Source organism: Citrobacter sp. Cpo089 (assembly GCF_030332695.1).
Taxonomy (GTDB): domain Bacteria; phylum Pseudomonadota; class Gammaproteobacteria; order Enterobacterales; family Enterobacteriaceae; genus Citrobacter; species Citrobacter portucalensis.
Genome location: NZ_JAOWHJ010000074.1, coordinates 38,623 through 65,127, shown reverse-complemented (window position 1 = coordinate 65,127; position 26,505 = coordinate 38,623). Strand labels below are relative to the sequence as shown.

The following is a 26,505-nucleotide window of genomic DNA, read 5'->3' as shown; positions in this document are numbered from 1 at the left end:
TATACTTCATATATTGATATTCTTTGAGAGTATGTATAGTGAATTTACTGACAGCAAGTACTGATCTCATCAGTATTTTTTTATTCACAACGCTGTTTCTTTTCTTTGCCCGTAAGGTTGCGAAAAAGATAGGATTGGTGGATAAACCCAACTTCCGCAAACGTCATCAGGGACTGATTCCGTTGGTTGGGGGGATTTCGGTTTACGCAGGCATTTGCTTTACGTTCCTCATCGCCGATTATTATATCCCGCATGCAACTCTCTACCTGGCTTGTGCTGGTGTACTGGTATTTATCGGTGCACTGGACGACCGCTTTGATATCAGTGTAAAAATCCGTGCGACCATCCAGGCTATCATCGGCATCATTATGATGGCGGTAGGTAAGCTCTATCTGTTGAGCCTTGGGTTCATTTTTGGCCCTTGGGAGATGGTGCTCGGTCCTTTTGGCTATTTCCTTACCCTTTTCGCCGTTTGGGCTGCAATTAACGCCTTTAACATGGTGGATGGGATTGATGGTCTGTTAGGCGGGCTATCCAGCGTATCATTCGCCGCAATGGGGCTTATCTTGTGGTTTGACGGCCAGACAAGCCTGGCTATCTGGTGTTTTGCCATGATCGCCGCCATTCTGCCTTACATCATGCTGAACCTGGGTATTCTCGGACGGCGCTATAAGGTCTTTATGGGCGATGCGGGGAGTACGCTGATTGGCTTTACGGTCATCTGGATCCTGCTGGAGACCACTCAAGGTAAAACGCATCCTATTAGTCCGGTCACCGCACTGTGGATTATTGCTATTCCGTTAATGGATATGGTGGCGATCATGTATCGTCGTTTACGTAAAGGCATGAGCCCTTTCTCCCCGGACCGTCAACATATTCACCATTTAATCATGCGTGCCGGGTTTACCTCCCGACAGGCTTTTGTCCTGATTACGCTGGCTGCTGCGATCCTGGCTTCTATCGGCGTGTTGGCTGAATATTCTCGGGTCGTTCCGGAATGGGTGATGCTGGTGCTCTTTTTACTGGCATTTGTCTTGTACGACTATTGTATTAAACGTGCCTGGAAGGTAGCGAGATTTATCAAACGCTGGAAGCGCAAGTTGCGTAGAAACCGTGACAGTAAACCAAACTTAACCAAATAAATTGAGGGTACGATGACACAACCATTACCGGGGGAACATGCCATGAGCGCTGAAAATGAACTGGACATCCGTGGGTTGTTTCGTACTTTGTGGACAGGGAAGGTGTGGATCGTCGGTATGGCTCTCGCCTTCGCGTTAGTCGCTCTCGCCTATACGTTTTTTGCTCGTCAGGAGTGGAGCGCGACGGCGATTTCAGACAGGCCAACGGTTAATATGTTGGGCGGCTATTACTCTCAGCAGCAGTTCTTACGTAACCTGGACATCAAGGCCAGTCTTGCATCTGCGGATCAGCCGTCAGTGATGGATGAGGCCTATAAAGAATTTATCATGCAGCTTGCCTCATGGGATACGCGCCGTGAATTCTGGCAGCAGACTGATTATTACAAGCAACGTATGGTGGGTAACAGTAAAGCCGATGCGGCGATGCTGGATGAACTGATTAATAACATTCAGTTTATGCCCGGCGATGTGGTTCGTAATACCAATGACAGCGTGAAGCTGATTGCCGAAACGGCACCTGATGCCAACAATCTGTTGCGTCAGTACGTCGCGTTTGCCAGTCAGCGTGCGGCGCGTCATCTGAACGACGAGTTAAAGGGAGCCTGGGCTGCGCGCACTGTGCAGATGAAGGCGCAGGTTAAACGCCAGGAAGAAGTGGCGAAATCGATTTTCTCTCGCCGAGTTCACAACATTGAGCAGGCTCTCAAAATTGCTGAACAGCATAATATTTCGCGTACTTCCACTGACGTTCCGGCTGAAGAGCTACCCGATTCTGAACTGTTTTTGCTTGGACGTCCTATGCTGCAGGCACGACTCGAAAACCTGCAATCTGTTGGTCCCGATTTCGATCTGGACTACTTCCAAAACCGAGCCATGCTTAACACACTGAACGTTGGGCCAACTCTGGATCCGCGTTTTCAGACCTATCGTTATTTGCGTACGCCGGAGGAACCGGTAAAACGTGACAGCCCTCGTCGTGCCTTCCTGATGATTATGTGGGGTATCGTTGGGGCTCTGATCGGTGCTGGTGTCGCGTTAACCCGTCGCCGCACGATTTAGCAATATCGTTGCAGTGAGGGGCTGGGCCCTCACTGCCAATCCGAAGAGAATCGATGTGAAAGTACTGACTGTATTTGGCACGCGACCGGAGGCCATAAAAATGGCACCTCTGGTTCATGCGCTGGCAAAAGATCCTGATTTTGAGGCAAAAGTTTGCGTCACGGCGCAGCATCGGGAGATGCTCGATCAGGTGTTGAACCTCTTTTCCATTGTACCTGACTACGATCTCAATATTATGCAGCCAGGTCAGGGACTAACAGAAATTACCTGCCGAATACTGGAAGGATTAAAGCCAATTCTGGCTGATTTTAAACCTGACGTTGTGTTAGTTCACGGCGATACCACAACCACCATTGCTACTAGCCTGGCCGCGTTCTATCAGCGCATCCCGGTAGGGCATGTGGAGGCAGGCTTACGTACAGGCGATCTCTACTCTCCCTGGCCGGAAGAGGCGAACCGTACGCTGACCGGGCATCTGGCGATGTATCATTTTGCACCAACAGAAAACTCGCGCCAAAACCTGTTACGAGAAAACATTTCTGATAGTCGAATCTTCGTTACAGGTAATACGGTTATTGATGCGTTGATCTGGGTACGCGATCGCGTACTGGCGAGCGATGCATTGCGAGCTGAACTGGCAGAGCATTACCCATTCCTGAGCTCGGATAAAAAGATGATACTGGTGACCGGTCATCGTCGGGAAAGCTTCGGTCGCGGTTTTGAACACATTTGCCATGCGTTGGCGGAAATTGCTGCGGCCAATCAGAACGTACAGATTGTCTATCCGGTGCACCTGAATCCTAACGTCAGCGAACCGGTTAATCGCATTCTGGGTCACGTTGAAAACGTCATCCTGATTGAACCGCAGGATTACATGCCGTTTGTCTGGCTGATGAATCACGCCTGGCTGATCCTTACCGACTCTGGCGGGATTCAGGAAGAAGCCCCATCTCTGGGGAAACCCGTACTGGTGATGCGCGAAACGACGGAACGTCCGGAAGCGATTACTGCAGGCACAGTACGTCTGGTAGGGACCGACCCGCAGCGTATTGTCGAAGAAGTCACGCGTTTGCTGCATGACGAAAATGAATATCAGACCATGAGCCGCGCCCATAATCCGTATGGTGACGGGCAGGCATGTGGCCGCATTTTACACGCGTTAAAAAATAATCGGATATCGCTATGAGTTTTACGACCATTTCTGTCATTGGGCTGGGTTATATCGGACTGCCGACGGCGGCTGCCTTTGCTTCCCGTCAAAAGCATGTGATTGGCGTAGATGTAAATCAACACGCGGTGGATACCATTAATCGCGGTGAAATTCATATCGTTGAGCCAGATTTGGGCGCAGTGGTGAAAACGGCGGTCGAAAATGGATTTCTGCGTGCGACCACAACCCCTGTAGATGCGGATGCCTATCTGATTGCTGTGCCTACTCCGTTTAAGGGGGAGCACGAACCCGATATGGTTTATGTGGAAGCCGCAGCCAAGTCTCTTGCACCGGTGCTGAAAAAAGGCGCGTTGGTGATCCTTGAATCGACGTCGCCTGTCGGGGCCACTGAACAGATGGCCACATGGCTGGCTGAAATGCGTCCTGACCTGACTTTCCCGCAGCAAGTCGGTGAACACGCGGACGTTAACATTGCTTATTGCCCAGAGCGCGTGCTGCCGGGCCAGGTGATGGTTGAACTGATTAAAAACGACCGCGTGATTGGGGGAATGACCTCCGTCTGTTCCGCGCGTGCTAGCGAACTGTACAACATTTTCCTTGAGGGCGAATGTGTCGTGACCAACGCCCGTACGGCGGAAATGTGCAAACTGACTGAAAATAGCTTCCGTGACGTCAATATCGCCTTCGCCAATGAGCTGTCGCTGATTTGCGCCGATCAGGGGATCAACGTCTGGGAACTGATTCGACTGGCAAATCGCCATCCGCGCGTGAATATTTTGCAACCGGGTCCGGGGGTTGGCGGGCACTGTATCGCGGTTGATCCGTGGTTTATCGTGGCGCAGAACCCGCAGCAGGCGAAATTGATTCGCACCGCGCGTGAGGTAAACGACGGAAAGCCTCATTGGGTGGTTGATCAGGTAAAAGCTGCCGCGGCCGACTGTCTGGCGGATACCAATAAACGGGCCAGCGAAGTGAAAATTGCCTGTTTTGGTCTGGCATTTAAACCGAATATTGATGACTTACGTGAAAGCCCGGCGATGGGAATTGCGCAAAGCATCGCGCATTGGCACAAAGGCGAAACATTGGTGGTGGAACCGAACATCCATCAACTGCCGAAAAAACTGGACGGTCTGTGCCAACTGGCAGCGCTGGACGATGCCCTGGCAAGCGCCGATGTGCTGGTCTTGCTGGTCGACCATAATGAATTTAAAGCCATTAAAGGCGATGCGGTTCACCAGCAATATATCGTTGATACCAAAGGGGTCTGGCGCTAATGAAACGAATTCTGGTTACCGGTGGAGCGGGATTCATCGGCTCGGCGGTTGTACGGCATATCATTCAGGAGACTCAGGATGTGGCAATTGTGGTCGATAAGCTGACCTATGCCGGAAACCTGATGTCGCTGGAGCCGGTTGCACAGAATCCTCGTTTTACCTTTGAGAAAGTCGATATCTGCGATCGAGCTTCGCTCGACAGGGTTTTTCAACACTATCAGCCGGGCTGCGTGATGCATCTGGCGGCAGAAAGCCACGTCGATCGCTCCATTGATGGTCCGGCCGCCTTTATCGAAACTAACATCGTGGGAACCTACACGCTGTTGGAAGCGGCGCGCGCTTACTGGAGTGATTTATCCAGCGAGAAAAAATCAGCGTTTCGTTTCCACCATATCTCGACTGACGAGGTGTATGGCGATCTGCATTCTACGGATGATTTCTTCACCGAAACCACACCGTATGCACCGAGCAGCCCTTATTCCGCGTCGAAAGCCAGCAGCGATCATCTGGTTCGTGCCTGGCTGCGTACCTACGGTCTGCCAACGCTGATTACCAACTGTTCTAACAACTATGGTCCGTACCATTTCCCGGAAAAACTGATTCCGCTGATGATCCTCAACGCATTGGCGGGGAAGCCGTTGCCGGTTTACGGCAATGGGCAACAGATCCGTGACTGGTTGTATGTAGAAGATCACGCCAGGGCGCTCTATTGTGTGGCGACAACGGGCGCGGTGGGAGAAACCTATAATATCGGTGGCCATAACGAGCGTAAAAATCTGGAGGTTGTCGAAACGGTTTGCAGCCTGTTGGAAGAGCTGGCACCGCAAAAGCCGCAGGGTATCGCGCAGTACCGCGACTTGATCGCTTTTGTGGACGATCGCCCGGGTCATGATTTGCGTTATGCCATTGACGCGTCGAAAATTGCGCGTGAACTAGGCTGGATGCCGCAAGAAACGTTTGAAAGCGGAATGCGCAAAACCGTGCAGTGGTATCTGGCTAATCAGGCATGGTGGAAACCCGTGCAGGACGGCAGTTACCAGGGCGAACGTTTAGGTCTGAAGGGCTAACAGCCTGGTTTTGGCTCCCGGAGGAGACAACGCATGAAAGGTATCATTCTGGCGGGTGGCTCAGGTACTCGCCTGTATCCCATTACGCGTGGCGTATCGAAGCAGCTATTGCCTATTTACGATAAGCCGATGATTTACTACCCGTTATCAGTATTAATGCTGGCGGGAATTCGCGAAATCCTGATTATCACTACACCGGAAGATAAAGGCTATTTCCAACGCTTACTGGGCGATGGATCTGAGTTCGGCATTGAATTGCACTATGCTGAGCAACCCAGTCCGGATGGATTAGCACAGGCATTTATCATTGGTGAAACGTTCCTTAACGGTGAACCATCATGTCTGGTGTTAGGAGACAATATCTTCTTTGGTCAGGGATTCAGTCCAAAACTGCGTCACGTAGCCGCCAGAATGCAAGGCGCGACGGTGTTTGGTTACCAGGTGATGGATCCTGAACGTTTTGGTGTCGTGGAGTTTGACGACAATTTTCGAGCTATCTCGCTGGAAGAGAAGCCGAAAGCACCAAAATCCAACTGGGCAGTGACTGGTCTCTATTTCTATGACAGCAAGGTGGTGGAATATGCAAAACGCGTAAAACCTTCTGAGCGTGGGGAGCTGGAGATAACGTCTATTAACCAGATGTACCTTGATGATGGGCATTTGACGGTCGAATTGCTCGGGCGTGGTTTTGCCTGGCTGGATACCGGTACGCACGACAGTCTTATCGAAGCGAGCACGTTTGTGCAGACGGTGGAAAAACGTCAGGGCTTTAAAATAGCCTGTCTGGAAGAAATCGCCTGGCGTAACGGTTGGCTGGATGACGAAGGCGTGAAGCGTGCTGCCAGTTCACTGGCCAAAACGGGTTATGGTCAATACCTGCTGGAGCTGCTCCGTGCTCGTCCGCGCCAGTATTGAGCCGCTTAGCTGGGAAAATACGTTCTTTGGCGTGAATAGCGCCATTGTGCGTTTTGACCAACACGCGCCGGTTCTGACTGCGGATGTGTTGCAGCCCTGGTCGCGGGTACAGGCAAAAATTCCTGCCGCCAATACCCAGGAATTAGACGCCCTGCAACAGTTGGGCTTCTCACTGGTTGAAGGTGAAGTGGATTTTGTGCTGCCGGTGACGTGTGCGTATGGCGACCTCGGTGCGCAGGTCGCACAAACTACGGATATCCCTGCATTACGCCAACTGGCAGGACAGGCGTTCGCGCAAAGTCGTTTTCGCGCCCCGTGGTATGCCGCAGATGCCAGCGCGCGTTTTTACGCGCAGTGGATTGAAAACGCGGTGCTGGGGACGTTCGATCATCAATGCCTCGTTTTTCGTACACCGGCTGGTGATATTCGTGGCTATGTCTCGTTGCGTGAACTGAATGCGACCGAGGCGCGAATTGGCCTGCTGGCCGGGCGTGGGGCGGGAGCAGAACTGATGCAGGCTGCCCTTTGCTGGGCGCAGGCTCGCGGTAAAACAACATTGCGCGTGGCGACCCAAATGGGCAATACCGCCGCGCTTAAACGCTATATACACAGTGGTGCGAATGTGGAAAGCACCGCGTATTGGTTATACAGGTGACACGATGATTCCATTTAACGCACCGCCGGTGGTGGGCACTGAACTCGATTACATGCAGTCTGCGATGAACAGCGGCAAGCTGTGTGGCGACGGTGGTTTTACCCGTCGCTGCCAACAGTGGCTGGAACAGCATTTTGGCAGCGAGAAAGTATTGCTGACGCCTTCCTGTACAGCATCGCTTGAGATGGCGGCATTGCTGCTGGATATCCAGCCTGACGATGAAGTCATTATGCCGAGCTATACGTTTGTCTCCACGGCAAATGCTTTCGTGCTGCGCGGTGCGAAAATTGTCTTTGTTGATATCCGCCCGGATACCATGAACATTGACGAAACGCTGATTGAAGCGGCGATCACCGACAAGACCCGCGCTATCGTTCCGGTGCATTACGCGGGCGTAGCCTGTGAAATGGATACCATCATGGCGCTGGCGACCAAACATAACCTGTTTGTCGTGGAAGATGCGGCCCAGGGCGTCATGTCGACTTACAAAGGTCGTGCGCTGGGGACGATTGGTCACATCGGTTGCTTTAGCTTCCATGAGACCAAAAACTATACCGCAGGCGGTGAAGGTGGTGCGACGCTGATTAATGATAAAAAATTAGTCGAACGTGCAGAGATCATCCGTGAAAAAGGAACTAACCGCAGCCAGTTTTTCCGCGGTCAGGTGGATAAGTATACCTGGCGTGATATTGGCTCCAGCTATCTGATGTCCGATCTGCAGGCTGCCTATCTGTGGGCGCAACTGGAAGCGGCTGACCGTATTAACCAGCAGCGTCTGGCGCTGTGGCAGAACTACTATGATGCTCTCGAACCGCTGGCGCGTGCCGGACGTATCGAGCTACCTTCTGTCCCGGACGGCTGCGTGCAAAACGCCCATATGTTTTATATCAAGCTGCGCGATATCGACGATCGCACGGCGTTGATTAACTTCTTGAAAGAAGCTGAAATTATGGCGGTGTTCCACTATATCCCGCTACATGATTGTCCGGCTGGCGATAAATTCGGCGTATTTGCCGGTGTTGATCGTTTCACCACTAAAGAGAGCGAGCGTCTGCTGCGCTTGCCGCTGTTTTACAACCTGTCGCCAGTAAACCAGCGAACGGTCATTTCGACCTTACTCAACTACTTCGCCTGATATGTCGCTTGCTAAAGCGTCCTTATGGACGGCAGCCAGTACGCTGGTAAAAATTGGTGCAGGATTGCTGGTCGTGAAGCTGCTGGCGGTGTCGTTTGGCCCGGCAGGCGTGGGGCAGGCGGGTAACTTCCGCCAGATGGTCACCGTGCTTGGTGTCCTGGCGGGGGCCGGCATTTTCAACGGCGTCACGAAATATGTTGCGCAGCACCATGACGATCCGACCCAGCTCCGTAAGGTAGTCGGTACATCTTCCGCGATGGTGCTCGGATTCTCTACGCTGATGGCGGTGATTTTTCTGCTGGCGGCCGCGCCAATCAGTCAGGGATTGTTTGGCCATACTCATTATCAGGGGCTGGTAAGACTGGTTGCGCTGGTGCAGATGGGTATTGCCTGGGCGAACCTGCTGCTGGCGTTGATGAAGGGCTTTCGCGATGCGGCGGGTAACGCGCTGTCGCTGATTGTGGGTAGCCTGGTGGGCGTAGTGGCTTATTATGGCTGTTATCGCCTGGGAGGGTATGAAGGCGCTTTGCTGGGTCTGGCGTTAGTGCCCGCGTTGGTCGTTATCCCCGCCGCTATTATGCTGATTAAGCGTGGGGCAATTCCCCTGCATTACCTTAATCCCTCGTGGGATAACGGTCTGGCTGGACAGCTAAGCAAGTTTACCCTGATGGCGATGATTACCTCCGTAACGCTGCCTGTGGCATACGTGATGATGCGAAACCTGCTGGCGGCGCAGTACAGTTGGGATGATGTGGGGATTTGGCAGGGAGTAAGCAGTATCTCTGATGCTTATCTGCAATTCATTACCGCCTCATTCAGCGTTTACTTGCTTCCGACGTTGTCTCGACTGACCGAAAAGCGCGACATTACGCGCGAGGTGGTTAAGTCGCTGAAGTTCGTGTTACCGGCGGTTGCCGCTGCGAGCTTTACTGTTTGGTTGCTGCGTGATTTTGCGATCTGGCTGCTTTTCTCCGCAAAATTCACCGCCATGCGCGATCTGTTTGCCTGGCAACTGGTCGGCGATGTACTGAAAGTAGGGGCGTATGTCTTTGGGTATCTGGTGATCGCGAAAGCATCGCTGCGGTTTTATATTTTGGCTGAAATTAGCCAGTTCATGTTATTGACGGTGTTTGCTCACTGGCTGATCCCTGCACACGGTGCGCTGGGAGCGGCACAGGCTTATATGGCAACGTACATCGTCTATTTTTCTCTTTGTTGTGGCGTGTTTTTACTCTGGCGTAGGCGGGCATGACTGTACTGATTCACGTTCTGGGATCGGATATCCCTCACCATAACCAAACCGTGCTGCGGTTTTTCAACGACTCGCTGGCTGCGACGAGCGAGCATGCGCGCACGTTTATGGTTGCCGGTCAGGATGCGGGACTCAGTGAGAGCTGCCCGGCGTTATCGCTAAGCTTCTACAGCGGGAAAAAGGCGCTTGCTGACGCTGTGATCGCGAAAGCAAAAGCGGATCGCCAGCAGCGTTTCTTCTTCCACGGTCAGTTCAACACCAGCCTGTGGCTGGCGCTGCTGAGTGGCGGGATTAAACCGGCGCAGTTTTACTGGCATATCTGGGGCGCTGATTTATACGAAGTCTCCAGTGGGCTGAAATTCCGCCTGTTTTACCCGATTCGCCGCATGGCACAGAATCGTGTGGGCTGCGTGTTTGCCACACGGGGCGATTTACGTTATTTCGCCGAGCAACATCCCCGTGTGCGGGGTGAGTTGCTCTATTTCCCAACGCGAATGGACCCTTCACTCAATAACATGAGCAATGATTGCCAGCGCAGCGGCAAGATGACGGTGCTGGTTGGCAACTCTGGCGATCGCAGCAATGAGCATGTTGCCGCGCTTCGCGCCGTCCATCAGCAGTTTGGCGACACGGTGAATGTGATTGTGCCGATGGGTTATCCCGCCAATAATACGGCCTATATCGATGAGGTTCGTCAGGCCGGTCTGGCGTTATTTAGCGCTGACAATCTGCAAATTTTGAGTGAAAAGCTGGAATTTGATGCCTATCTAACATTATTGCGGCAGTGTGATTTGGGTTACTTTATTTTTGCCCGTCAACAGGGAATCGGTACCCTGTGTTTGCTGATCCAGGCGGGTATCCCATGCGTGCTCAACCGTGAAAATCCCTTCTGGCAGGATATGGTGGAACAAAATCTTCCGGTGTTATTTACCACTGATGATCTCAATGAAGGCGTCGTACGTGAAGCGCAGCGCCAGTTGGCATCGGTAGATAAAAATACTATTACCTTCTTTAGCCCGAATTATCTGCAGCCGTGGCACAACGCGCTGCGCATTGTTTCAGGAGAAACCGTATGAGCCTGATGCAATTCAGCGGTCTTCTGGTGGTCTGGCTGCTCTCCACCTTGTTTATCGCCACGCTGACCTGGTTTGAGTTCCGCCGCGTGCGTTTTAACTTCAATGTTTTCTTCTCATTGTTGTTCTTGCTGACGTTCTTCTTCGGATTCCCGTTAACCAGCATCCTGGTGTTCCGCTTTGATGTGGCAGTGGCTCCGCCGGAGATCCTTCTACAGGCCTTGCTGTCAGCCGCCTGTTTCTATGCCGTCTACTACGTGACGTATAAAACGCGCTTGCGCAAACGAGTAGATGATAAGCCGCGCAGGCCGCTGTTTACCATCAATCGCGTTGAAGCCCATTTGACCTGGGTTATCCTGATGGCGATTGCGCTGGTGAGCGTGGGCATCTTCTTTATGCACAACGGATTCCTGCTGTTCAGACTGCAATCCTATAGCCAGATTTTTTCCAGTGAAGTCTCTGGCGTCGCCCTGAAGCGTTTCTTCTACTTCTTCATTCCGGCAATGCTGGTGGTTTATTTCTTACGTCAGGACAGCAAAGCGTGGGTGTTCTTCCTGGTGAGTACCGTCGCGTTTGGTTTGCTGACCTATATGATTGTGGGTGGGACGCGGGCCAATATCATTATCGCGTTTGCCATCTTCTTGTTTATCGGCATTATTCGCGGCTGGATTTCGCTGTGGATGTTGGCCGCTGCAGGCGTGTTGGGCATTGTCGGGATGTTCTGGCTGGCGTTGAAGCGCTACGGAATGAGCGTTAGCGGCGATGAGGCGTTCTATACGTTCCTGTACCTTACGCGCGACACCTTCTCGCCGTGGGAGAACCTGGCGCTGTTGTTGCAGAATTACCACAATATTGAGTTCCAGGGGCTGGCGCCGATCGTCCGTGACTTCTACGTCTTTATCCCCTCCTGGCTGTGGCCTGGGCGGCCGAGTATTGTACTCAACTCAGCGAACTACTTTACCTGGGAAGTGTTGAACAACCACTCAGGACTGGCGATTTCGCCGACGTTAATTGGTTCACTGGTGGTGATGGGCGGGGCGCTGTTTATACCATTAGGCGCGATTGTTGTTGGGCTCATCATCAAGTGGTTCGACTGGCTGTATGAGCTAGGTAACCGAGAAACCAATCGATATAAGGCGGCGATTTTGCACAGTTTCTGTTTTGGCGCCATTTTCAATATGATTGTGTTGGCACGTGAAGGGCTGGATTCGTTTGTCTCACGAGTGGTCTTTTTCCTCGTGATTTTCGGCGTTTGCCTACTGGTGGCAAAACTGCTGTTCTGGCTATTCGATAGCGCGGGACTCATCCATAAACGAATCAAATCGCTGCCCCGTACACAGATTGAAGGATCGTAATGACAGATAACACAACTGCGCCGCTGTATTCGTTGCGCGGATTACAACTGATTGGCTGGCGCGATATGCAACATGCGCTGAATTACCTGTTTGCCGAAGGACACCTCAGGTCAGGAACGCTGGTGGCTATCAACGCTGAGAAGATGCTGACAGCAGAAGATAACCCTGAAGTGAGGGAGCTGATCAACGCCGCGGAGTTCAAATATGCGGATGGAATTAGCGTGGTGCGTTCGGTGCGCAAAAAATTCCCGCAGGCACAGGTTTCACGCGTGGCCGGAGCTGACCTTTGGGAAGCGCTGATGGCGCGAGCCGGGCAAAACGGAACGCCTGTTTTCCTGGTTGGTGGCAAGCCTGAAGTTCTGGCGCAAACAGAAGCAAAACTACGTGCGCAGTGGCGCGTGAACATTGTGGGTAGTCAGGACGGTTATTTTGCCCCAGAGCAGCGTCAGGCGTTGTTTGAGCGTATTCACGCCAGCGGTGCGCAAATTGTGACGGTGGCGATGGGTTCGCCAAAACAAGAGATCTTTATGCGTGATTGCCGCAAGACTCACCCTGACGCGCTGTATATGGGCGTGGGAGGTACCTACGACGTCTTTACCGGTCACGTTAAGCGCGCACCTAAAATCTGGCAAAATCTGGGGCTGGAGTGGCTGTATCGCTTATTGTCGCAGCCGAGCCGTATTACTCGACAACTTCGCTTATTACGCTATCTCCGCTGGCACTATACCGGCAACCTCTGACGCCCTCTCTCCTCTGGTAAGTAGCGTGATCTGCTAATTACGCTACTTATTCACAACATTATCGCTGCTTTCTCGCACAATCTATTTATTTTTTGAATGCTTTAATTGCCATTTAAGCGATTTTAGGAAACCATTCGCAACAATCATTGCAGTGCCATGGTGTGTTTGGCGCCAACCGTTAAGCGGTCGGTGCCGTATGGCCTGTTATGGCATAACAAGATGTACCCATAACGAGAACCGGTAATACCGGGCAGCATGCAAACACAACAAGAGGATTTATGGCCGAGAACAAACCTGAGCTACAGCGTGGGCTGGAGGCTCGTCACATCGAATTAATTGCCCTTGGGGGCACTATTGGCGTTGGGCTATTTATGGGGGCCGCCAGTACCCTTAAATGGGCGGGACCTTCGGTTCTGCTGGCGTATATCGTCGCCGGGCTGTTCGTCTTTTTCATCATGCGTTCTATGGGGGAGATGTTATTCCTCGAGCCGGTTGCCGGTTCATTCGCTGTTTACGCCCACCGTTATATGAGCCCCTTCTTTGGCTATCTTACCGCCTGGTCATACTGGTTTATGTGGATGGCGGTGGGGATCTCAGAGATTACCGCCATCGGGGTGTACGTACAGTTCTGGTTCCCGGAAATGGCACAATGGATACCCGCACTGATCGCAGTCGGACTGGTTGCGTTGGCAAACCTCGCTGCGGTTCGCCTGTATGGTGAAATTGAGTTCTGGTTTGCCATGATCAAAGTGACCACCATCATTGTGATGATCGTCATTGGGGTTGGGGTGATTTTCTTCGGCTTCGGCAATGGCGGCCAGGCGATTGGTTTTGGCAACCTGACCGAGCACGGTGGCTTCTTTGCTGGGGGCTGGAAGGGCTTCCTGACGGCATTGTGTATTGTTGTGGCGTCTTACCAGGGCGTGGAGCTGATCGGCATCACTGCAGGGGAAGCGAAGAATCCACAGGTCACGCTGCGTAGCGCGGTGGGTAAAGTGTTGTGGCGCATTCTGATTTTCTACGTTGGTGCGATTTTTGTCATCGTCACTATTTTCCCGTGGAATGAGATTGGCAGCAACGGTAGCCCGTTTGTGCTCACCTTTGCCAAGATTGGTATTACTGCTGCGGCAGGGATTATTAACTTTGTGGTGCTGACGGCGGCGCTGTCTGGCTGTAACAGCGGCATGTACAGCTGTGGGCGTATGCTCTACGCGCTGGCAAAGAATCGCCAGCTTCCTGCCGTTGTTGGAAAAGTATCACGCCATGGCGTGCCGGTTGCCGGAGTGGCTATTTCTATCGCGATCCTGCTGATTGGCTCATGCCTGAACTACATCATTCCTAACCCGCAGCGCGTGTTTGTTTATGTCTATAGTGCCAGCGTGTTGCCGGGGATGGTGCCGTGGTTTGTGATCCTGATAAGCCAGTTGCGTTTCCGTCAGGCGCATAAAGCGGCGATTGCCAGTCATCCATTCCGCTCCATTCTGTTCCCGTGGGCGAATTATTTGACGATGGCGTTCCTGATTTGCGTATTAATTGGCATGTACTTTAATGAAGATACCCGAATGTCGCTTTTTGTTGGCATGGGTTTCTTACTGGCCGTGACGCTCATTTATAAGGTTTTTGGTCTGAATCGTCATGGCACAGCCCATAAATTGCGGGAATAAGCGACAAAACGCACAAACCATGACCAAACGATAATTTATTTTAAAAAAGCACTAGACAGAAGACCGAGACCTCCGTAATATCCAGCCCCGCAACGGCGCTAAGCGCCCGTAGCTCAGCTGGATAGAGCGCTGCCCTCCGGAGGCAGAGGTCTCAGGTTCGAATCCTGTCGGGCGCACCATTTAGTAGGGTGCCAGAGCTGCGGTGGTTTTAATACCGCGTAAAAGATTTGCAGTGGTGGCTATAGCTCAGTTGGTAGAGCCCTGGATTGTGATTCCAGTTGTCGTGGGTTCGAATCCCATTAGCCACCCCATTAATTTAAAGTTGTGAAATGCGAAGGTGGCGGAATTGGTAGACGCGCTAGCTTCAGGTGTTAGTGTCCTTAGGATGTGGGGGTTCGAGTCCCCCCCCTCGCACCACGACTTAAAGAATTGAACTAAAAATTCAAAAAGCAGTAAAACGGCGAGTAGCGCAGCTTGGTAGCGCAACTGGTTTGGGACCAGTGGGTCGGAGGTTCGAATCCTCTCTCGCCGACCAATTTTGAACCCCGCTTCGGCGGGGTTTTTTGTTTTCAGATTTTCCCTTCTTAGCCTTCACACCTGCGAATTTCCTGAAGTCTTAAAAAGTCCGAATACCTGGTTTTTGCAGTGCAATCGTGGCATGCGTTGTGCAATAATATGCGGGTAGATGCTCATTCCATCTCTTATGTTCGCCATCTGGCCTCATAAACTCAGGAATGATGCAGAGCCGTTTACGGTGCTTATCGTCCACAGACAGATGTCGCTCAAGCCTCATCAAACACCATGGACATAACGTTGAGTGAAGCACCCATTTATGTTGTCATACAGACCTGTTTAACGCCTGCTCCTTACCGAGCGGGCGTTTTTTTATGCATAAACAAAATCCTTCGAGCGACTTCTCGAAGGATTTTGTTTATACGATTGAAAAATATGTAGGCCCGGTAAGCGAAAGCGCCACCGGGCATTCAGGAGTTACTGCGGGGGATTGTTGTTCTGCAGCGTCAACATCAGGCCATCGCGGCGCATGGTGGCGGCTTCTTCCGGCTGGTGCAGTCTGTCCAGTGCGTCAGCAAGCCAGGCGTAGTCATAGGCATCCGGGCGCTGTTTGAGAGCGGCACGGAAGGCGAGCGTAGCTTCCTGCCATTCCCCATGCTTCATTAACGACTGACCCAGCGTACTCCACAGCAACGGGCGATCGCCCACGGCTTTAATCTGCTGGCGCAGCACTTTTTCTATCTGTTCCGGATTATTGGTTTTCAGACGCGGGATCGGCAGCACCAGGCGGTCATCGTACTGACGTTTCAAACCATCAATGATGACCTGCTGAGCCGTATCGTGATCGTCACACTCAATCAGATGTTCAGCCATCGCTACCTGCAAAGCAACCTGATGACGGGTTTTACGGCTCTGGTTTTTCCACCATGCACGCAGCCCCTCGCTGCCCTGATCGGCGCGGACCTGATCCATCAAACCAACCCATGCCTGTTGTTCCAGCATGGCGCGGTGCTCGTCATCACCCACATGCGCTTTTGCCATGGATGGGATGATATCCAGCAAGGAGCTCCATGCGCCGGTGCGAATGTAAGCCTGCTCAGCCAGACGCAGTACTTCCGGATGACGTGGCGTCACTTCCAGCAGTTTGTCTACGCTGTGGCGTGCGGCGTGATTTTCATTGCGCGCCAGTTGCAGGCGAACGCGAGCGATTTCTACCGGGATCGTATCATTTCCGGCCAGTTCGGCAGCACGCTCAAGGTGTTGGTTGGCGCGCGCTTCGTCACCGCGCTGCTGAGCCGCTTCTGCCGCCAGCAGGTAATTCACTACCGGCTGTTCTGCATGATCGGCATTTTTCGACATCAGCTTCTCAACCTGCTGATAGTCACCTTCTGCCAGTTTGAGCAGCGCCTGTTCGGTCTGCTTACGGGCGCGACGACGCTTACGACCCACAAACCACCCACGGGTATGTGCGCCGGTGCGGAAAATTCGGCGCAACAGCCATTCAATCGCAAACAGGACGACCATGGCGACGATCAGGATGATCACCAGGCCCGTCACGCTGGTTTCGATATTGTAGTTATCCGTCTGGATCAGCACGTAACCCTGATGACCGGCTATCATCGGACCGACGACGATCCCGGCGATCAACAGCACAAAGAGCAACAATACTTTTAGCATCATTATTCTCCTTGCGGCGCGGTTGCCGGAGCGTCTGTCGAAGGCGCTGGCGCTGCTGCTACCGGTGCTGTGGCAGGCTGCGCCAGTAAATTACGTACGCGGGTCTGCATTAACTTGTCGAGAATAGCCTGGCTCTGCAGCGTTTCTGGAACATCCATACTGATGCTTTGCTGGCTCAGTTGGTCTACTTCTTCAAGGAACGCTTTGGTCGCTGCATCGTCGGTGTCGTAGTAAGCACGCACCCATGTGGAGACATTTTCCAGCGCCTGGCGGTATGTCTCTTCCTGATGACGCGGCACGGCCTGGGCAGCCACTAACAGGCGGGAACGGATATTTTCACGTAAGTAAACGTCCTGGTTCGGCGCCAGCAGCGGGACGGCGGTTTCATCACGACGGCGAATAGTGATAAAGCTGTCCATAAAGTTCTGCCAGCTTTTTTGCAGATTGACGCGCCATTCGCTAATTGAGCTGGAAAGCTCGCTGCTGTCTGAGTCCATTGGAGAATCGTCGGTGTCGTTGTCGGCCAGACGCAGGTTATCAATCTGATTAGAGAGCTGATTCACTTTCAGGATAATGCCGTCATAGTCGACCTGAGTCACCGCAGAGAGGCTCGCAATGTCGTCAGTAATCGCGCGACGGGCGGTAATTAAGCTCGGGTCGTTCATATCTGCCAGACTGGCGTCGGCGCTTTTCAACAGCGCCGCGGCGGTGGTGACGTCCTGATCGCTCCATAATTTGCGACCGGCCAGTTTCACCAGAAAATCAGCCTGCGCCAGCAGCCATGTGCCAGCATCGCTGCCGGAGATGGTGGCGACTTTTTGCTGGACTTCATCAAGCTGTTTGACCAGCGCGGCCTGCTGGCGAGTGGCTTCATCCAGCTGCGTTGCCTGCTGTTTAATAATACCTTCCAGCTCAGCTTTTTGGCTTTTCTGCGCTTTTTGCAGTGCCGTCAGCTGGTTCGCCAGCGCATCGCTGGTTGCCGTTTGTGTTGTTGCCTGTTGTTTCCCCCAGCCGTATAACCCAACGCCTGCAGCCAGCGCAATAGCAATCGCCGCAGCGCTCAGAATCAGCGCCGTGCTGTTCTTACTCTTTTTTTCAGTATTAACTGGCTGTGACGTGGTTTCCACGGCCTCCCTGGTCTCTTCAACCACGGCGGAGGATTTTTCTTGTTCCGTCATTATGGCATCCCATTATGAGAGTTATTGTAATGCGCGTAGTAGCGCATCGTTGTCGGCGTTATCAGCGACCTTAATATCTTGCCAGCCCAGTTCCCGGGCGAGGTGCGCCAGACGCTCACTGACGACCAACAGCCGACAGCGTAGTAACCAGTGCTCACGATACCACTGCGGAATGAGCGACCAGAGCTGTTGTAGCATCTCTCCGCTGGTGACAACCACCGTGGTTACGCCACGGGATTGCCAGCGCATCGCTTCTTCCGCACCATCGTAATGTTTTGCACTGCGTTGATAACATTCACAAAAATCGACATCGGCTCCGCGTGCTGTTAGGGTTTCACCTATCAGCTCCCGGCCACCGTTGCCGCGTAATATAAGCGCGCGTTTTCCCGCAATATTTTGTAATTCAGGTAATTGTAGCAAGACTTCGCTAATTTCCCGATCCAGAGGGTAGTGAATATTGAAGCCGCTAACAGTATGCAGCGCCAGCGCCGTTGTACGGCCAATGGCAAAATAACGTGGAAGGGATGGCCAGCTTTTCTCTTGCTGGCGAAGTTCGGCATCTGCAAAGGTAACGGCGTGCTGCGAGAGGGCGAAGACCAGATCGTTCTCCGTCAGCGCCGACAGTCGGGAAGCAACCGTTGCCAGTTCCCGACCAGGTGAAAACTCGATGAGCGGAAAACTCCAGGCCACCTGCCCCAGTGTGCGCAGTCGGCTCACTAACTCTTCCCCTGCGGGAGACGGGCGGGTGACCAGAATACTCATGCGGGGGCTTCTCCGTTATAAACTTCCGCCAGAATGGCGCGCGCACCGTTCTCCAGCAGTTCTTCTGCCAGAGAGATACCCATCTGTTCGGCATCCTGTGTGGCGCCGCGACGTTCTCCGCATACCATCTGTGAACCGTCAGGCGCGCCGACCAGCGCACGTAGCCAAATCTCACCGTCGATGATTTCGGCATAGCTACCAATAGGTACCTGACATCCCCCTTCCAGGCGGGTGTTCATGGCGCGTTCTGCTTTGACGCGTAGCGCGGTTTCTTCATGGTTGAGCGGCGCTAGCAGCGCCTGAGTGCGCATATCATCCAGTCGACATTCTATGCCTACTGCGCCTTGCCCGACTGCGGGCAGGGAGACTTCCGGCGGCAGAGCGGTGCGGACTCGCGACTCAAGACCTAAACGTTTTAATCCGGCGACCGCCAGTATAATGGCGTCATAATCTCCGTTATCCAGTTTGCTGAGGCGCGTGCCTACGTTGCCGCGCAGCGAACGGATGACGAGATCCGGGCGACGTTTTGCCAACTGGCACTGGCGGCGCAAACTGGATGTCCCGACGATGCTGCCTGCGGGGAGTTCATCCAGCGAGTTGTACTTATTTGAGACGAAAGCATCACGCGGATCCTCTCGCTCACAAATGGTGACCAGCCCAAGACCGTCAGGGAATTCAACCGGCACATCCTTCATGGAATGCACAGCGATATCGGCGCGTTTTTCCAGCAGCGCGACTTCCAGCTCTTTAACAAACAACCCTTTCCCCCCGACCTTCGCCAGCGGGGTATCAAGGATCACATCGCCACGGGTTACCATAGGAACCAGTTCCACGATCAGACCGGGGTGGTTTGCCATTAAGGCGTCTTTGACATAATGTGCCTGCCAGAGCGCAAGGGGGCTTTGGCGTGTGGCAATTCTCAAAACATTGTCTAACATGCTTGTTACCGTCATTATCAATCATTGACCATCCTAACATCCTTATCAAAGGGATGTCAGCGTTACGCTCAAACGTAAGTGAGAGGAAAAGGCGCTGCATCATCACTGGCAGTGAATAATGACGAGAAACCTCCCGACCGTATGAAGGAATTTACACGTAACGAACGGTGCTACACTTGTATGTAGCGCATCTTTCTTTACGGTCAATGAGCAAGGTGTTAAATTGATCACGTTTTAGACCATTTTTTCGGCTGAACAGCATAAAAAAATATGGGCGAAAAACAGGTAACGGTTATTTTTGACATACGGTTTATCCGAATTGATGGCGATTATTGTGAGCGCTTGCGCCGCGGCAATCGACAACATGACGGATAGCAACATCAGGCGATACGTCTTGTACCTCTATATTGAGACTCTGAAACAGAGACTGGATGCCATAAATCAACTGCGTGTGGATCGCGCGCTTGCTGCCATGGGACCTGCCTTCCAGCAGGTATACAGTCTGCTGCCGACATTATTGCACTACCACCATCCGCTGATGCCGGGTTACCTCGATGGTAACGTTCCCAAAGGCATATGCTTTTACACGCCTGATGAAACCCAACGCCACTACCTGAACGAACTGGAACTGTACCGCGGTATGTCGCCGCAGGATCCTCCCAAGGGCGAACTGCCGATCACCGGCGTTTACTCAATGGGCAGCACCTCTTCGGTAGGGCAAAGCTGTTCCTCTGACCTTGATATCTGGGTCTGCCATCAATCCTGGCTGGATAGCGAAGAGCGCCAGCTGCTGCAGCGAAAATGTAGTCTGCTGGAAAGCTGGGCCGCCTCGCTGGGCGTGGAAGTCAGTTTCTTCCTGATTGATGAAAACCGTTTCCGTCACAATGAAAGCGGCAGTCTGGGTGGTGAAGACTGTGGCTCGACGCAGCATATCCTGTTGCTTGATGAATTCTATCGCACCGCTGTGCGCCTCGCGGGTAAACGTATTCTGTGGAATATGGTGCCTGGCGACGAAGAAGAGCATTACGACGATTACGTCATGACGCTCTACGCACAGGGGGTGCTAACGCCAAACGAATGGCTGGATCTCGGCGGGCTCAGTTCGCTTTCCGCCGAAGAGTACTTTGGCGCCAGCCTCTGGCAGTTGTACAAGAGTATCGACTCCCCGTACAAAGCGGTGCTGAAAACGCTGCTGCTGGAAGCCTATTCCTGGGAATACCCAAATCCACGCCTGTTGGCGAAAGATATTAAACAGCGCCTGCATGACGGCGAGATCGTCTCTTTTGGTCTCGATCCTTACTGTATGATGCTGGAGCGCGTTACCGAGTACCTCACGGCGATCGAAGATCCGACGCGCCTGGATTTAGTGCGTCGATGTTTCTACTTAAAAGTGTGTGAGAAACTGAGCCGTGAGCGCGCCTGCGTGGGCTGGCGTCGTGAAGTATTAAGTCAGTTAGTGAAAGAGTGGGGCTGGGATGACGCCCGTCTGACCATGCTGGATAACCGCGCTAACTGGAAGATTGACCAGGTACGCGAAGCGCATAACGAACTGCTCGATGCGATGATGCAGAGCTATCGTAACCTGATCCGCTTTGCGCGGCGCAATAACCTCAGCGTCAGCGCCAGCCCGCAGGATATCGGCGTGCTGACCCGTAAGCTGTATGCCGCGTTTGAAGCGTTGCCGGGTAAAGTCACGCTGGTGAACCCACAGATATCTCCGGATCTCTCGGAACCGAATCTGACCTTCATCCATGTGCCGCCGGGCCGTGCCAACCGTTCCGGTTGGTATCTCTACAACCGCGCGCCTAACATGGACTCGATCATCAGCCATCAGCCGCTGGAATATAACCGCTATCTCAACAAGCTGGTGGCGTGGGCCTGGTTCAACGGCCTGCTGACCTCGCGTACGCATTTGTTTATTAAGGGCAACGGCATTGTTGATTTGCCGAAGCTACAGGAAATGGTCGCCGACGTGTCGCACCACTTCCCGCTGCGACTGCCTGCACCAACACCGAAAGCGCTGTATAGCCCATGCGAAATTCGCCATCTGGCGATTATCGTTAACCTCGAATATGACCCAACGGCCGCATTCCGTAATCAGGTGGTACATTTTGATTTCCGTAAGCTGGACGTCTTCAGCTTTGGCGAAGAGCAAAATTGCCTGGTAGGAAGCGTCGACCTGCTGTACCGCAACTCGTGGAATGAAGTGCGTACGCTGCACTTCAACGGCGAGCAGGCGATGATTGAAGCGTTAAAAACGATTCTGGGCAAAATGCACCAGGATGCCGCGCCGCCGGATAGCGTCGAGGTCTTCTGCTATAGCCAGCATCTGCGCGGTTTAATTCGCACTCGCGTGCAGCAACTGGTGTCTGAGTGCATCGAGCTACGCCTCTCCAGTACCCGTCAGGAAACCGGACGTTTCAAAGCGCTGCGTGTTTCCGGCCAGACGTGGGGATTGTTCTTCGAGCGCCTGAACGTTTCGGTACAGAAGCTGGAAAACGCAATTGAATTCTATGGTGCGATTTCACATAACAAACTGCACGGCCTTTCCGTCCAGGTTGAGACCAACCATGTGAAACTGCCGTCGGTGGTCGACGGTTTTGCCAGTGAAGGGATTATTCAGTTCTTTTTTGAAGAAACGGGTGATGAGCAGGGCTTTAATATCTACATTCTGGACGAAAGCAATCGGGCCGAGGTGTATCACCACTGCGAAGGTAGCAAAGAGGAGTTGGTACGCGACGTAAGCCGCTTCTACTCATCGTCGCACGATCGCTTTACCTACGGCTCCAGCTTCATCAACTTTAACCTGCCGCAGTTCTATCAGATTGTGAAAACCGACGGGCGCGCGCAGGTGATTCCGTTCCGTACCCAACCGATTAGCGCTGTTCCGCCAGCCAGTCAGGACAACGACACGCCGCTGTTACAGCAGTATTTCTCGTGAGTTAACTTTCCCGGTGGCGCTATGTTTACCGGGCCTACAGTAGGCCGGATAAGCAAAGCGCATCCGGCAAATAAATCAACGGAAGCTCACCTCTTCACCCGCCTGCTGTGTTGCCGCCTGTTCCAACAGATCCCAGAACGTTTCGCCGCTTCGGTCGCAGATCCACTCGTCGCCTTTCAGGTCAAAGTGGTAGCCGCCCTGTTTGGTCGCCAGCCACACCTGATGCAGCGGCTCCTGACGGTTAATGATAATTTTGCTGCCGTTTTCGAAGCTGATGGTCAGCACGCCGCCGTTGATCTCACAATCGATATCGCTGTCGCCATCCCAGTCATCCAGACGTTCTTCAATGGTCATCCACAGGGTGTCAGCAAGGCGATGAAATTCACTGTCGTTCATTTTCTTATCCTATTTTTCGTGATGCTCGCAGTATAACGTGGAATAAATCGCGATGCAGTTTTTAGCCAAACTCTTGCTTTTACGCCTTCTCCTGCGATGATAGAAAACAGAAAGCATGAACTTTACAGGCAATCCATAATGAAAAACGTGTTAAAGCCACTCGCTGTCATTTTTACTCTGTTCAGCCTGACGGGCTGTGGGCTAAAAGGCCCGCTCTATTTCCCGCCAGCTGATAAAACCGCGCCGCCTCCGACCAAGAGCGTTCAGCCGCAATCGCAATCCACCACGCCTGAGAAAAACGATCGTGGGATTAGTGATGGGCCTTCTCAGGTGAATTACTAACGGCAGGAATAGATTTTACATTTCTGTACCCGCGTGAACGGAGTGAATGATGCAATTCTCTAAAATGCATGGCCTTGGCAACGATTTTATGGTCGTCGACGCGGTAACGCAGAATGTCTTTTTCTCACCAGAGCTGATCCGCCGCCTGGCCGACAGACATCTCGGCGTTGGATTTGATCAACTGCTGGTGGTTGAGCCTCCGTATGATCCGGAGCTGGATTTCCACTACCGTATTTTTAATGCCGACGGCAGTGAAGTGTCACAGTGTGGCAATGGCGCCCGCTGTTTTGCCCGTTTTGTTCGCCTGAAAGGGCTGACTAATAAACGTGATATTCGCGTCAGTACCGCGAATGGTCGTATGGTATTAACCGTAACCGACGACGAGCTGGTGCGGGTGAATATGGGCGAACCCAATTTTGAACCCTCGCAGGTTCCTTTTCGCGCTAACAAAGCAGAGAAGACCTATATTATGCGCGCGGCCGAACAGACAGTATTGTGCGGCGTGGTTTCAATGGGGAACCCGCACTGCGTGATTCAGGTTGATGATGTTGATACGGCCACGGTAGAAACACTGGGACCGGTTCTGGAAAGCCACGAACGCTTTCCTGAACGCGCCAATATCGGATTTATGCAGGTGGTAAAACGCGAGCATATCCGACTGCGCGTCTATGAGCGCGGCGCGGGTGAAACGCAGGCCTGCGGCAGCGGTGCGTGCGCTGCCGTTGCGGTCGGTATCCAGCAGGGTCTGCTGGCGGAAGAAGTGAGGGTGGAATTACCGGGCGGTCGACTTGATATCGCCTGGAAAGGTCCGGGTCATCCGCTGTATATGACTGGCCCGGCGGCACATGTCTACGACGGATTTATTCACTTATGAAGCAACCAGGGGAAGAACTACAGGAAACGCTCATGGAGCTGGACGACCGGGCGGTCGTCGATTACTTGCAACGTAATCCTGAGTTTTTTATCCGTAATGCCCAGGCCGTTGAAGCGATGCGAGTTCCGCACCCAGTGCGGGGCACGGTCTCTTTAGTGGAATGGCATATGGCGCGGGCACGTAATCATATTAACGTGCTGGAAGAGAACATGGCGTTGTTGATGGAACAAGCCAACGCCAATGAAAGCCTGTTCTATCGTCTGTTAAATCTGCAAGGACGGCTGGTGTCGGCCAGCAGTCTTGACGACATGCTGATGCGATTTCATCGCTGGGCGCGTGAGTTAGGGCTGGCCGGAGCGACGGTTCGTCTGTTCCCGGATCGCTGGCGACTTGGCGCGCCATCAAAATTCACCCATCTGGCATTAAGCCGTCAGGCTTTTGAACCGCTGCGTATCCAGCGTCTGGGTCAGTCACAGCACTATCTTGGGCCGCTTAATGGTCCGGAATTGCTGGTCATGATGCCGGAGGCGAAAGCCATAGGCTCGGTGGCGATGTCGATGCTCGGGCAAGATGGCTCTCTGGGCGTGATGCTGTTTAGCAGCCGTGACGTTAATCATTACCAGCAGGGGCAAGGCACGCAATTGCTGCAGGAAATCTCGCTGATGTTGCCGGAGCTGCTGGAGCGCTGGATTGAACGCGTATGACCGATTCACCCTTTTCTCAGGATGTGGCGCGCTTTTTGCGCTATCTGGGCGTTGAGCGTCAGCTTAGCCCGATCACATTGCTTAATTATCAGCGTCAGCTTGATGCCATCATTGCGTTAGCCGGAGAGACCGGTCTGCAAAGCTGGCAACAATGTGATGCTGCGATGGTACGTAGTTTTGCTGTTCGCAGCCGTCGTAAGGGACTGGGGCCGGCGAGTCTGGCGCTGCGTCTCTCCGCGTTACGCAGTTTCTTCGACTGGCTGGTTAATCAGGGCGAGCTGAAAGCCAATCCGGCAAAAAGCGTTTCCGCGCCGAAAGCACCGCGTCATCTCCCTAAAAATATCGATGTCGACGATGTTAATCGTCTGCTGGATATCGATCTCAACGATCCCCTTGCCGTGCGCGATAGAGCAATGCTGGAAGTGATGTACGGCGCGGGTCTGCGTTTATCTGAGTTGGTTGGGCTGGATATTAAACATCTCGACCTCGACACCGGCGAAGTGTGGGTGATGGGTAAGGGCAGTAAAGAGCGTCGCCTGCCGATTGGCCGCAACGCGGTGGCGTGGATTGAGCACTGGCTGGATCTACGCGGGCTATTTGGCAGCGATGACGATGCGCTATTTCTGTCCAAACTGGGCAAACGTATCTCGGCGCGTAACGTGCAGAAACGCTTTGCTGAATGGGGTATCAAGCAGGGGCTGAACAGCCACGTACATCCCCACAAATTGCGTCACTCCTTTGCGACGCATATGCTGGAGTCGAGCGGCGATCTGCGCGGAGTGCAGGAGTTATTGGGTCATGCCAATCTCTCCACGACTCAAATCTATACCCATCTTGATTTTCAACACCTGGCTTCAGTGTACGATGCAGCGCATCCGCGCGCCAAACGGGGGAAATAATGCGTTTTTACCGGCCTTTGGGGCGCATTTCTGCGCTCACCTTTGACCTTGATGACACCCTTTACGATAACCGTCCCGTTATCACTCGCACCGAGCAGGAAGCGCTCGCGTTTGTACAGAATTACCATCCGGCGTTGAATTCGCTGCAAAATAGCGACCTACAGCGCTTACGTCAGGCCGTTCGCGACGCCGAGCCGGAAATATACCACGATGTTACCCAATGGCGTCACCGTGCCGTAGAGCGCGCTATGCTGGAGGCGGGGTTGTCAGCGGCAGAAGCCAGAATGGGGGCGAATGCGGCAATGATGAATTTTGCCAAATGGCGTAGCCGCATTGAAGTCCCGCAGACGACGCATGACACGCTGAAGGCGCTGGCCCGCAAATGGCCGCTGGTGGCGATCACCAACGGTAACGCGCAGCCGGAACTGTTTGGCCTGGGTGATTACTTTGAGTTTGTGCTGCGCGCCGGTCCCGACGGGCGAGCAAAGCCCTTTAGCGACATGTACACGTTGGCGGCGGAAAAACTGAAAATGCCTGTGGGTGAGATTCTGCACGTGGGTGATGACCTGACGACGGACGTCGCGGGCGCCATCCGTTGTGGTATGCAGGCCTGCTGGATCAAACCGGAAAATGCCGACCTGATGCAAACCGCAGACAGTCGTTTGCTTCCGCATATCGAAATTTCACAGTTGGCATCTCTGACCTCGCTGATATAATCACCAGCAGAACTCTGTATATATACCCAGCTTTTTGGCGGATGGCGCTACGCTTATCCGCCT

At 53.1% G+C, this 26,505-nt stretch carries 24 protein-coding genes and 4 tRNA genes; 23 read left to right on the top strand and 5 right to left on the bottom strand.

From position 1 onward, the window contains the following. Positions 1–38 precede the first annotated feature (38 nt). From wecA to OGX92_RS21315, 17 genes are all read left to right on the top strand, one after another. Entirely contained in the window at positions 39–1,142 is a 1,104-nt protein-coding gene (gene wecA / locus OGX92_RS21395) for a UDP-N-acetylglucosamine--undecaprenyl-phosphate N-acetylglucosaminephosphotransferase (RefSeq protein ID WP_032945680.1), read from the top strand. Positions 1,143–1,154: 12 nt separating this feature from the next. After that, on the top strand, positions 1,155–2,201 hold the full coding sequence (gene wzzE, locus OGX92_RS21390) for an ECA polysaccharide chain length modulation protein (RefSeq protein ID WP_286587034.1): 1,047 nt from the start codon (positions 1,155–1,157) through the stop codon (positions 2,199–2,201). 55 nt (positions 2,202–2,256) lie between these two features. Next, on the top strand, positions 2,257–3,387 hold the full coding sequence (wecB, locus tag OGX92_RS21385; RefSeq protein ID WP_149282140.1) for a non-hydrolyzing UDP-N-acetylglucosamine 2-epimerase: 1,131 nt from the start codon (positions 2,257–2,259) through the stop codon (positions 3,385–3,387). Next, on the top strand, positions 3,384–4,646 hold the full coding sequence (gene wecC / locus OGX92_RS21380; RefSeq protein ID WP_286587032.1) for a UDP-N-acetyl-D-mannosamine dehydrogenase: 1,263 nt from the start codon (positions 3,384–3,386) through the stop codon (positions 4,644–4,646). The genes wecB and wecC overlap by 4 nt, the downstream gene beginning before the upstream one ends. Beyond that, entirely contained in the window at positions 4,646–5,713 is a 1,068-nt protein-coding gene (rffG, locus tag OGX92_RS21375; RefSeq protein ID WP_286587031.1) for a dTDP-glucose 4,6-dehydratase, read from the top strand. Before wecC ends, rffG begins: the two co-directional genes overlap by 1 nt. A gap of 33 nt (positions 5,714–5,746) precedes the next feature. Next, positions 5,747–6,628 (top strand): glucose-1-phosphate thymidylyltransferase RfbA, encoded by an 882-nt coding sequence (gene rfbA / locus OGX92_RS21370; RefSeq protein WP_003828994.1) that lies wholly within the window; start codon positions 5,747–5,749, stop codon positions 6,626–6,628. Then, entirely contained in the window at positions 6,606–7,283 is a 678-nt protein-coding gene (gene rffC / locus OGX92_RS21365) for a dTDP-4-amino-4,6-dideoxy-D-galactose acyltransferase (protein ID WP_149335738.1), read from the top strand. Before rfbA ends, rffC begins: the two co-directional genes overlap by 23 nt. Positions 7,284–7,287: 4 nt before the next feature. Beyond that, positions 7,288–8,418 carry a dTDP-4-amino-4,6-dideoxygalactose transaminase gene (gene rffA / locus OGX92_RS21360; protein WP_003828992.1) on the top strand — a complete coding sequence of 377 codons (1,131 nt, stop codon included), beginning with the start codon at positions 7,288–7,290 and terminating at the stop codon, positions 8,416–8,418. 1 nt (position 8,419) lies between these two features. Further along, the gene (wzxE, locus tag OGX92_RS21355) at positions 8,420–9,670 is read left to right on the top strand and encodes a lipid III flippase WzxE (protein WP_286548256.1); all 1,251 of its coding nucleotides are present in this window, start codon (positions 8,420–8,422) and stop codon (positions 9,668–9,670) included. Next, on the top strand, positions 9,667–10,746 hold the full coding sequence (locus tag OGX92_RS21350) for a TDP-N-acetylfucosamine:lipid II N-acetylfucosaminyltransferase (protein ID WP_267440834.1): 1,080 nt from the start codon (positions 9,667–9,669) through the stop codon (positions 10,744–10,746). The genes wzxE and OGX92_RS21350 overlap by 4 nt, the downstream gene beginning before the upstream one ends. Further along, positions 10,743–12,098 carry an ECA oligosaccharide polymerase gene (gene wzyE, locus OGX92_RS21345; protein WP_020996101.1) on the top strand — a complete coding sequence of 452 codons (1,356 nt, stop codon included), beginning with the start codon at positions 10,743–10,745 and terminating at the stop codon, positions 12,096–12,098. The genes OGX92_RS21350 and wzyE overlap by 4 nt, the downstream gene beginning before the upstream one ends. Continuing rightward, the gene (wecG, locus tag OGX92_RS21340) at positions 12,098–12,838 is read left to right on the top strand and encodes a lipopolysaccharide N-acetylmannosaminouronosyltransferase (protein WP_003828982.1); all 741 of its coding nucleotides are present in this window, start codon (positions 12,098–12,100) and stop codon (positions 12,836–12,838) included. Before wzyE ends, wecG begins: the two co-directional genes overlap by 1 nt. Positions 12,839–13,116: 278 nt before the next feature. After that, on the top strand, positions 13,117–14,502 hold the full coding sequence (thrP, locus tag OGX92_RS21335) for a bifunctional threonine/serine APC transporter ThrP (protein WP_003828980.1): 1,386 nt from the start codon (positions 13,117–13,119) through the stop codon (positions 14,500–14,502). Positions 14,503–14,604: 102 nt separating this feature from the next. After that, positions 14,605–14,681, top strand: a tRNA-Arg gene (locus OGX92_RS21330). A gap of 56 nt (positions 14,682–14,737) precedes the next feature. Continuing rightward, positions 14,738–14,813: transfer RNA gene (locus OGX92_RS21325), tRNA-His, on the top strand. A gap of 20 nt (positions 14,814–14,833) precedes the next feature. Further along, a tRNA-Leu gene (locus tag OGX92_RS21320) sits at positions 14,834–14,919 on the top strand. A 41-nt stretch (positions 14,920–14,960) separates the two neighbouring features. After that, positions 14,961–15,037: transfer RNA gene (locus OGX92_RS21315), tRNA-Pro, on the top strand. 455 nt (positions 15,038–15,492) lie between these two features. On the opposite strand, the gene hemY is transcribed toward OGX92_RS21315, so the two are convergent. From hemY to hemC, 4 genes are read right to left on the bottom strand one after another with little or no spacing between them, the layout of a single operon-like run. Beyond that, a complete protein-coding gene (hemY, locus tag OGX92_RS21310; RefSeq protein ID WP_048215221.1) occupies positions 15,493–16,692 on the bottom strand; it encodes a protoheme IX biogenesis protein HemY in 1,200 nt (399 codons plus the stop codon). Between the two features lie 2 nt (positions 16,693–16,694). Continuing rightward, on the bottom strand, positions 16,695–17,870 hold the full coding sequence (gene hemX, locus OGX92_RS21305; protein ID WP_286587030.1) for a uroporphyrinogen-III C-methyltransferase: 1,176 nt from the start codon (positions 17,868–17,870) through the stop codon (positions 16,695–16,697). Between the two features lie 21 nt (positions 17,871–17,891). Continuing rightward, positions 17,892–18,632: a uroporphyrinogen-III synthase gene (hemD, locus tag OGX92_RS21300; protein WP_003828974.1), complete on the bottom strand. Its 741-nt coding sequence runs from the start codon at positions 18,630–18,632 to the stop codon at positions 17,892–17,894. Next, a complete protein-coding gene (gene hemC / locus OGX92_RS21295) occupies positions 18,629–19,570 on the bottom strand; it encodes a hydroxymethylbilane synthase (RefSeq protein ID WP_003828972.1) in 942 nt (313 codons plus the stop codon). Before hemC ends, hemD begins: the two co-directional genes overlap by 4 nt. Positions 19,571–19,964: 394 nt before the next feature. Between hemC and cyaA the strand changes: the two genes are divergently transcribed. Beyond that, on the top strand, positions 19,965–22,511 hold the full coding sequence (gene cyaA / locus OGX92_RS21290; protein ID WP_032934207.1) for a class I adenylate cyclase: 2,547 nt from the start codon (positions 19,965–19,967) through the stop codon (positions 22,509–22,511). Between the two features lie 75 nt (positions 22,512–22,586). On the opposite strand, the gene cyaY is transcribed toward cyaA, so the two are convergent. Next, complete coding sequence (gene cyaY / locus OGX92_RS21285; protein ID WP_003828967.1) at positions 22,587–22,907, bottom strand: iron donor protein CyaY; 321 nt, start codon at positions 22,905–22,907, stop codon at positions 22,587–22,589. A 138-nt stretch (positions 22,908–23,045) separates the two neighbouring features. Here cyaY and lptM point away from each other — a divergent pair, with 138 nt between their 5' ends. Genes lptM through yigB form a run of 5 tightly spaced genes read left to right on the top strand, consistent with a single transcriptional unit; the run spans position 23,046 to position 26,442 of the window. Next, positions 23,046–23,249 (top strand): LPS translocon maturation chaperone LptM, encoded by a 204-nt coding sequence (lptM, locus tag OGX92_RS21280; protein ID WP_003017937.1) that lies wholly within the window; start codon positions 23,046–23,048, stop codon positions 23,247–23,249. A gap of 49 nt (positions 23,250–23,298) precedes the next feature. Then, positions 23,299–24,123, top strand: coding sequence for a diaminopimelate epimerase (gene dapF, locus OGX92_RS21275; RefSeq protein ID WP_003017933.1), 825 nt, complete (start codon positions 23,299–23,301; stop codon positions 24,121–24,123). Continuing rightward, positions 24,120–24,827 (top strand): DUF484 domain-containing protein, encoded by a 708-nt coding sequence (locus OGX92_RS21270; RefSeq protein ID WP_008787084.1) that lies wholly within the window; start codon positions 24,120–24,122, stop codon positions 24,825–24,827. The genes dapF and OGX92_RS21270 overlap by 4 nt, the downstream gene beginning before the upstream one ends. Beyond that, entirely contained in the window at positions 24,824–25,726 is a 903-nt protein-coding gene (xerC, locus tag OGX92_RS21265) for a tyrosine recombinase XerC (protein ID WP_003828960.1), read from the top strand. The genes OGX92_RS21270 and xerC overlap by 4 nt, the downstream gene beginning before the upstream one ends. Continuing rightward, positions 25,726–26,442, top strand: a complete 717-nt coding sequence (gene yigB, locus OGX92_RS21260; protein ID WP_286587029.1) for a 5-amino-6-(5-phospho-D-ribitylamino)uracil phosphatase YigB — start codon at positions 25,726–25,728, stop codon at positions 26,440–26,442. The genes xerC and yigB overlap by 1 nt, the downstream gene beginning before the upstream one ends. Positions 26,443–26,505: the final 63 nt, after the last annotated feature.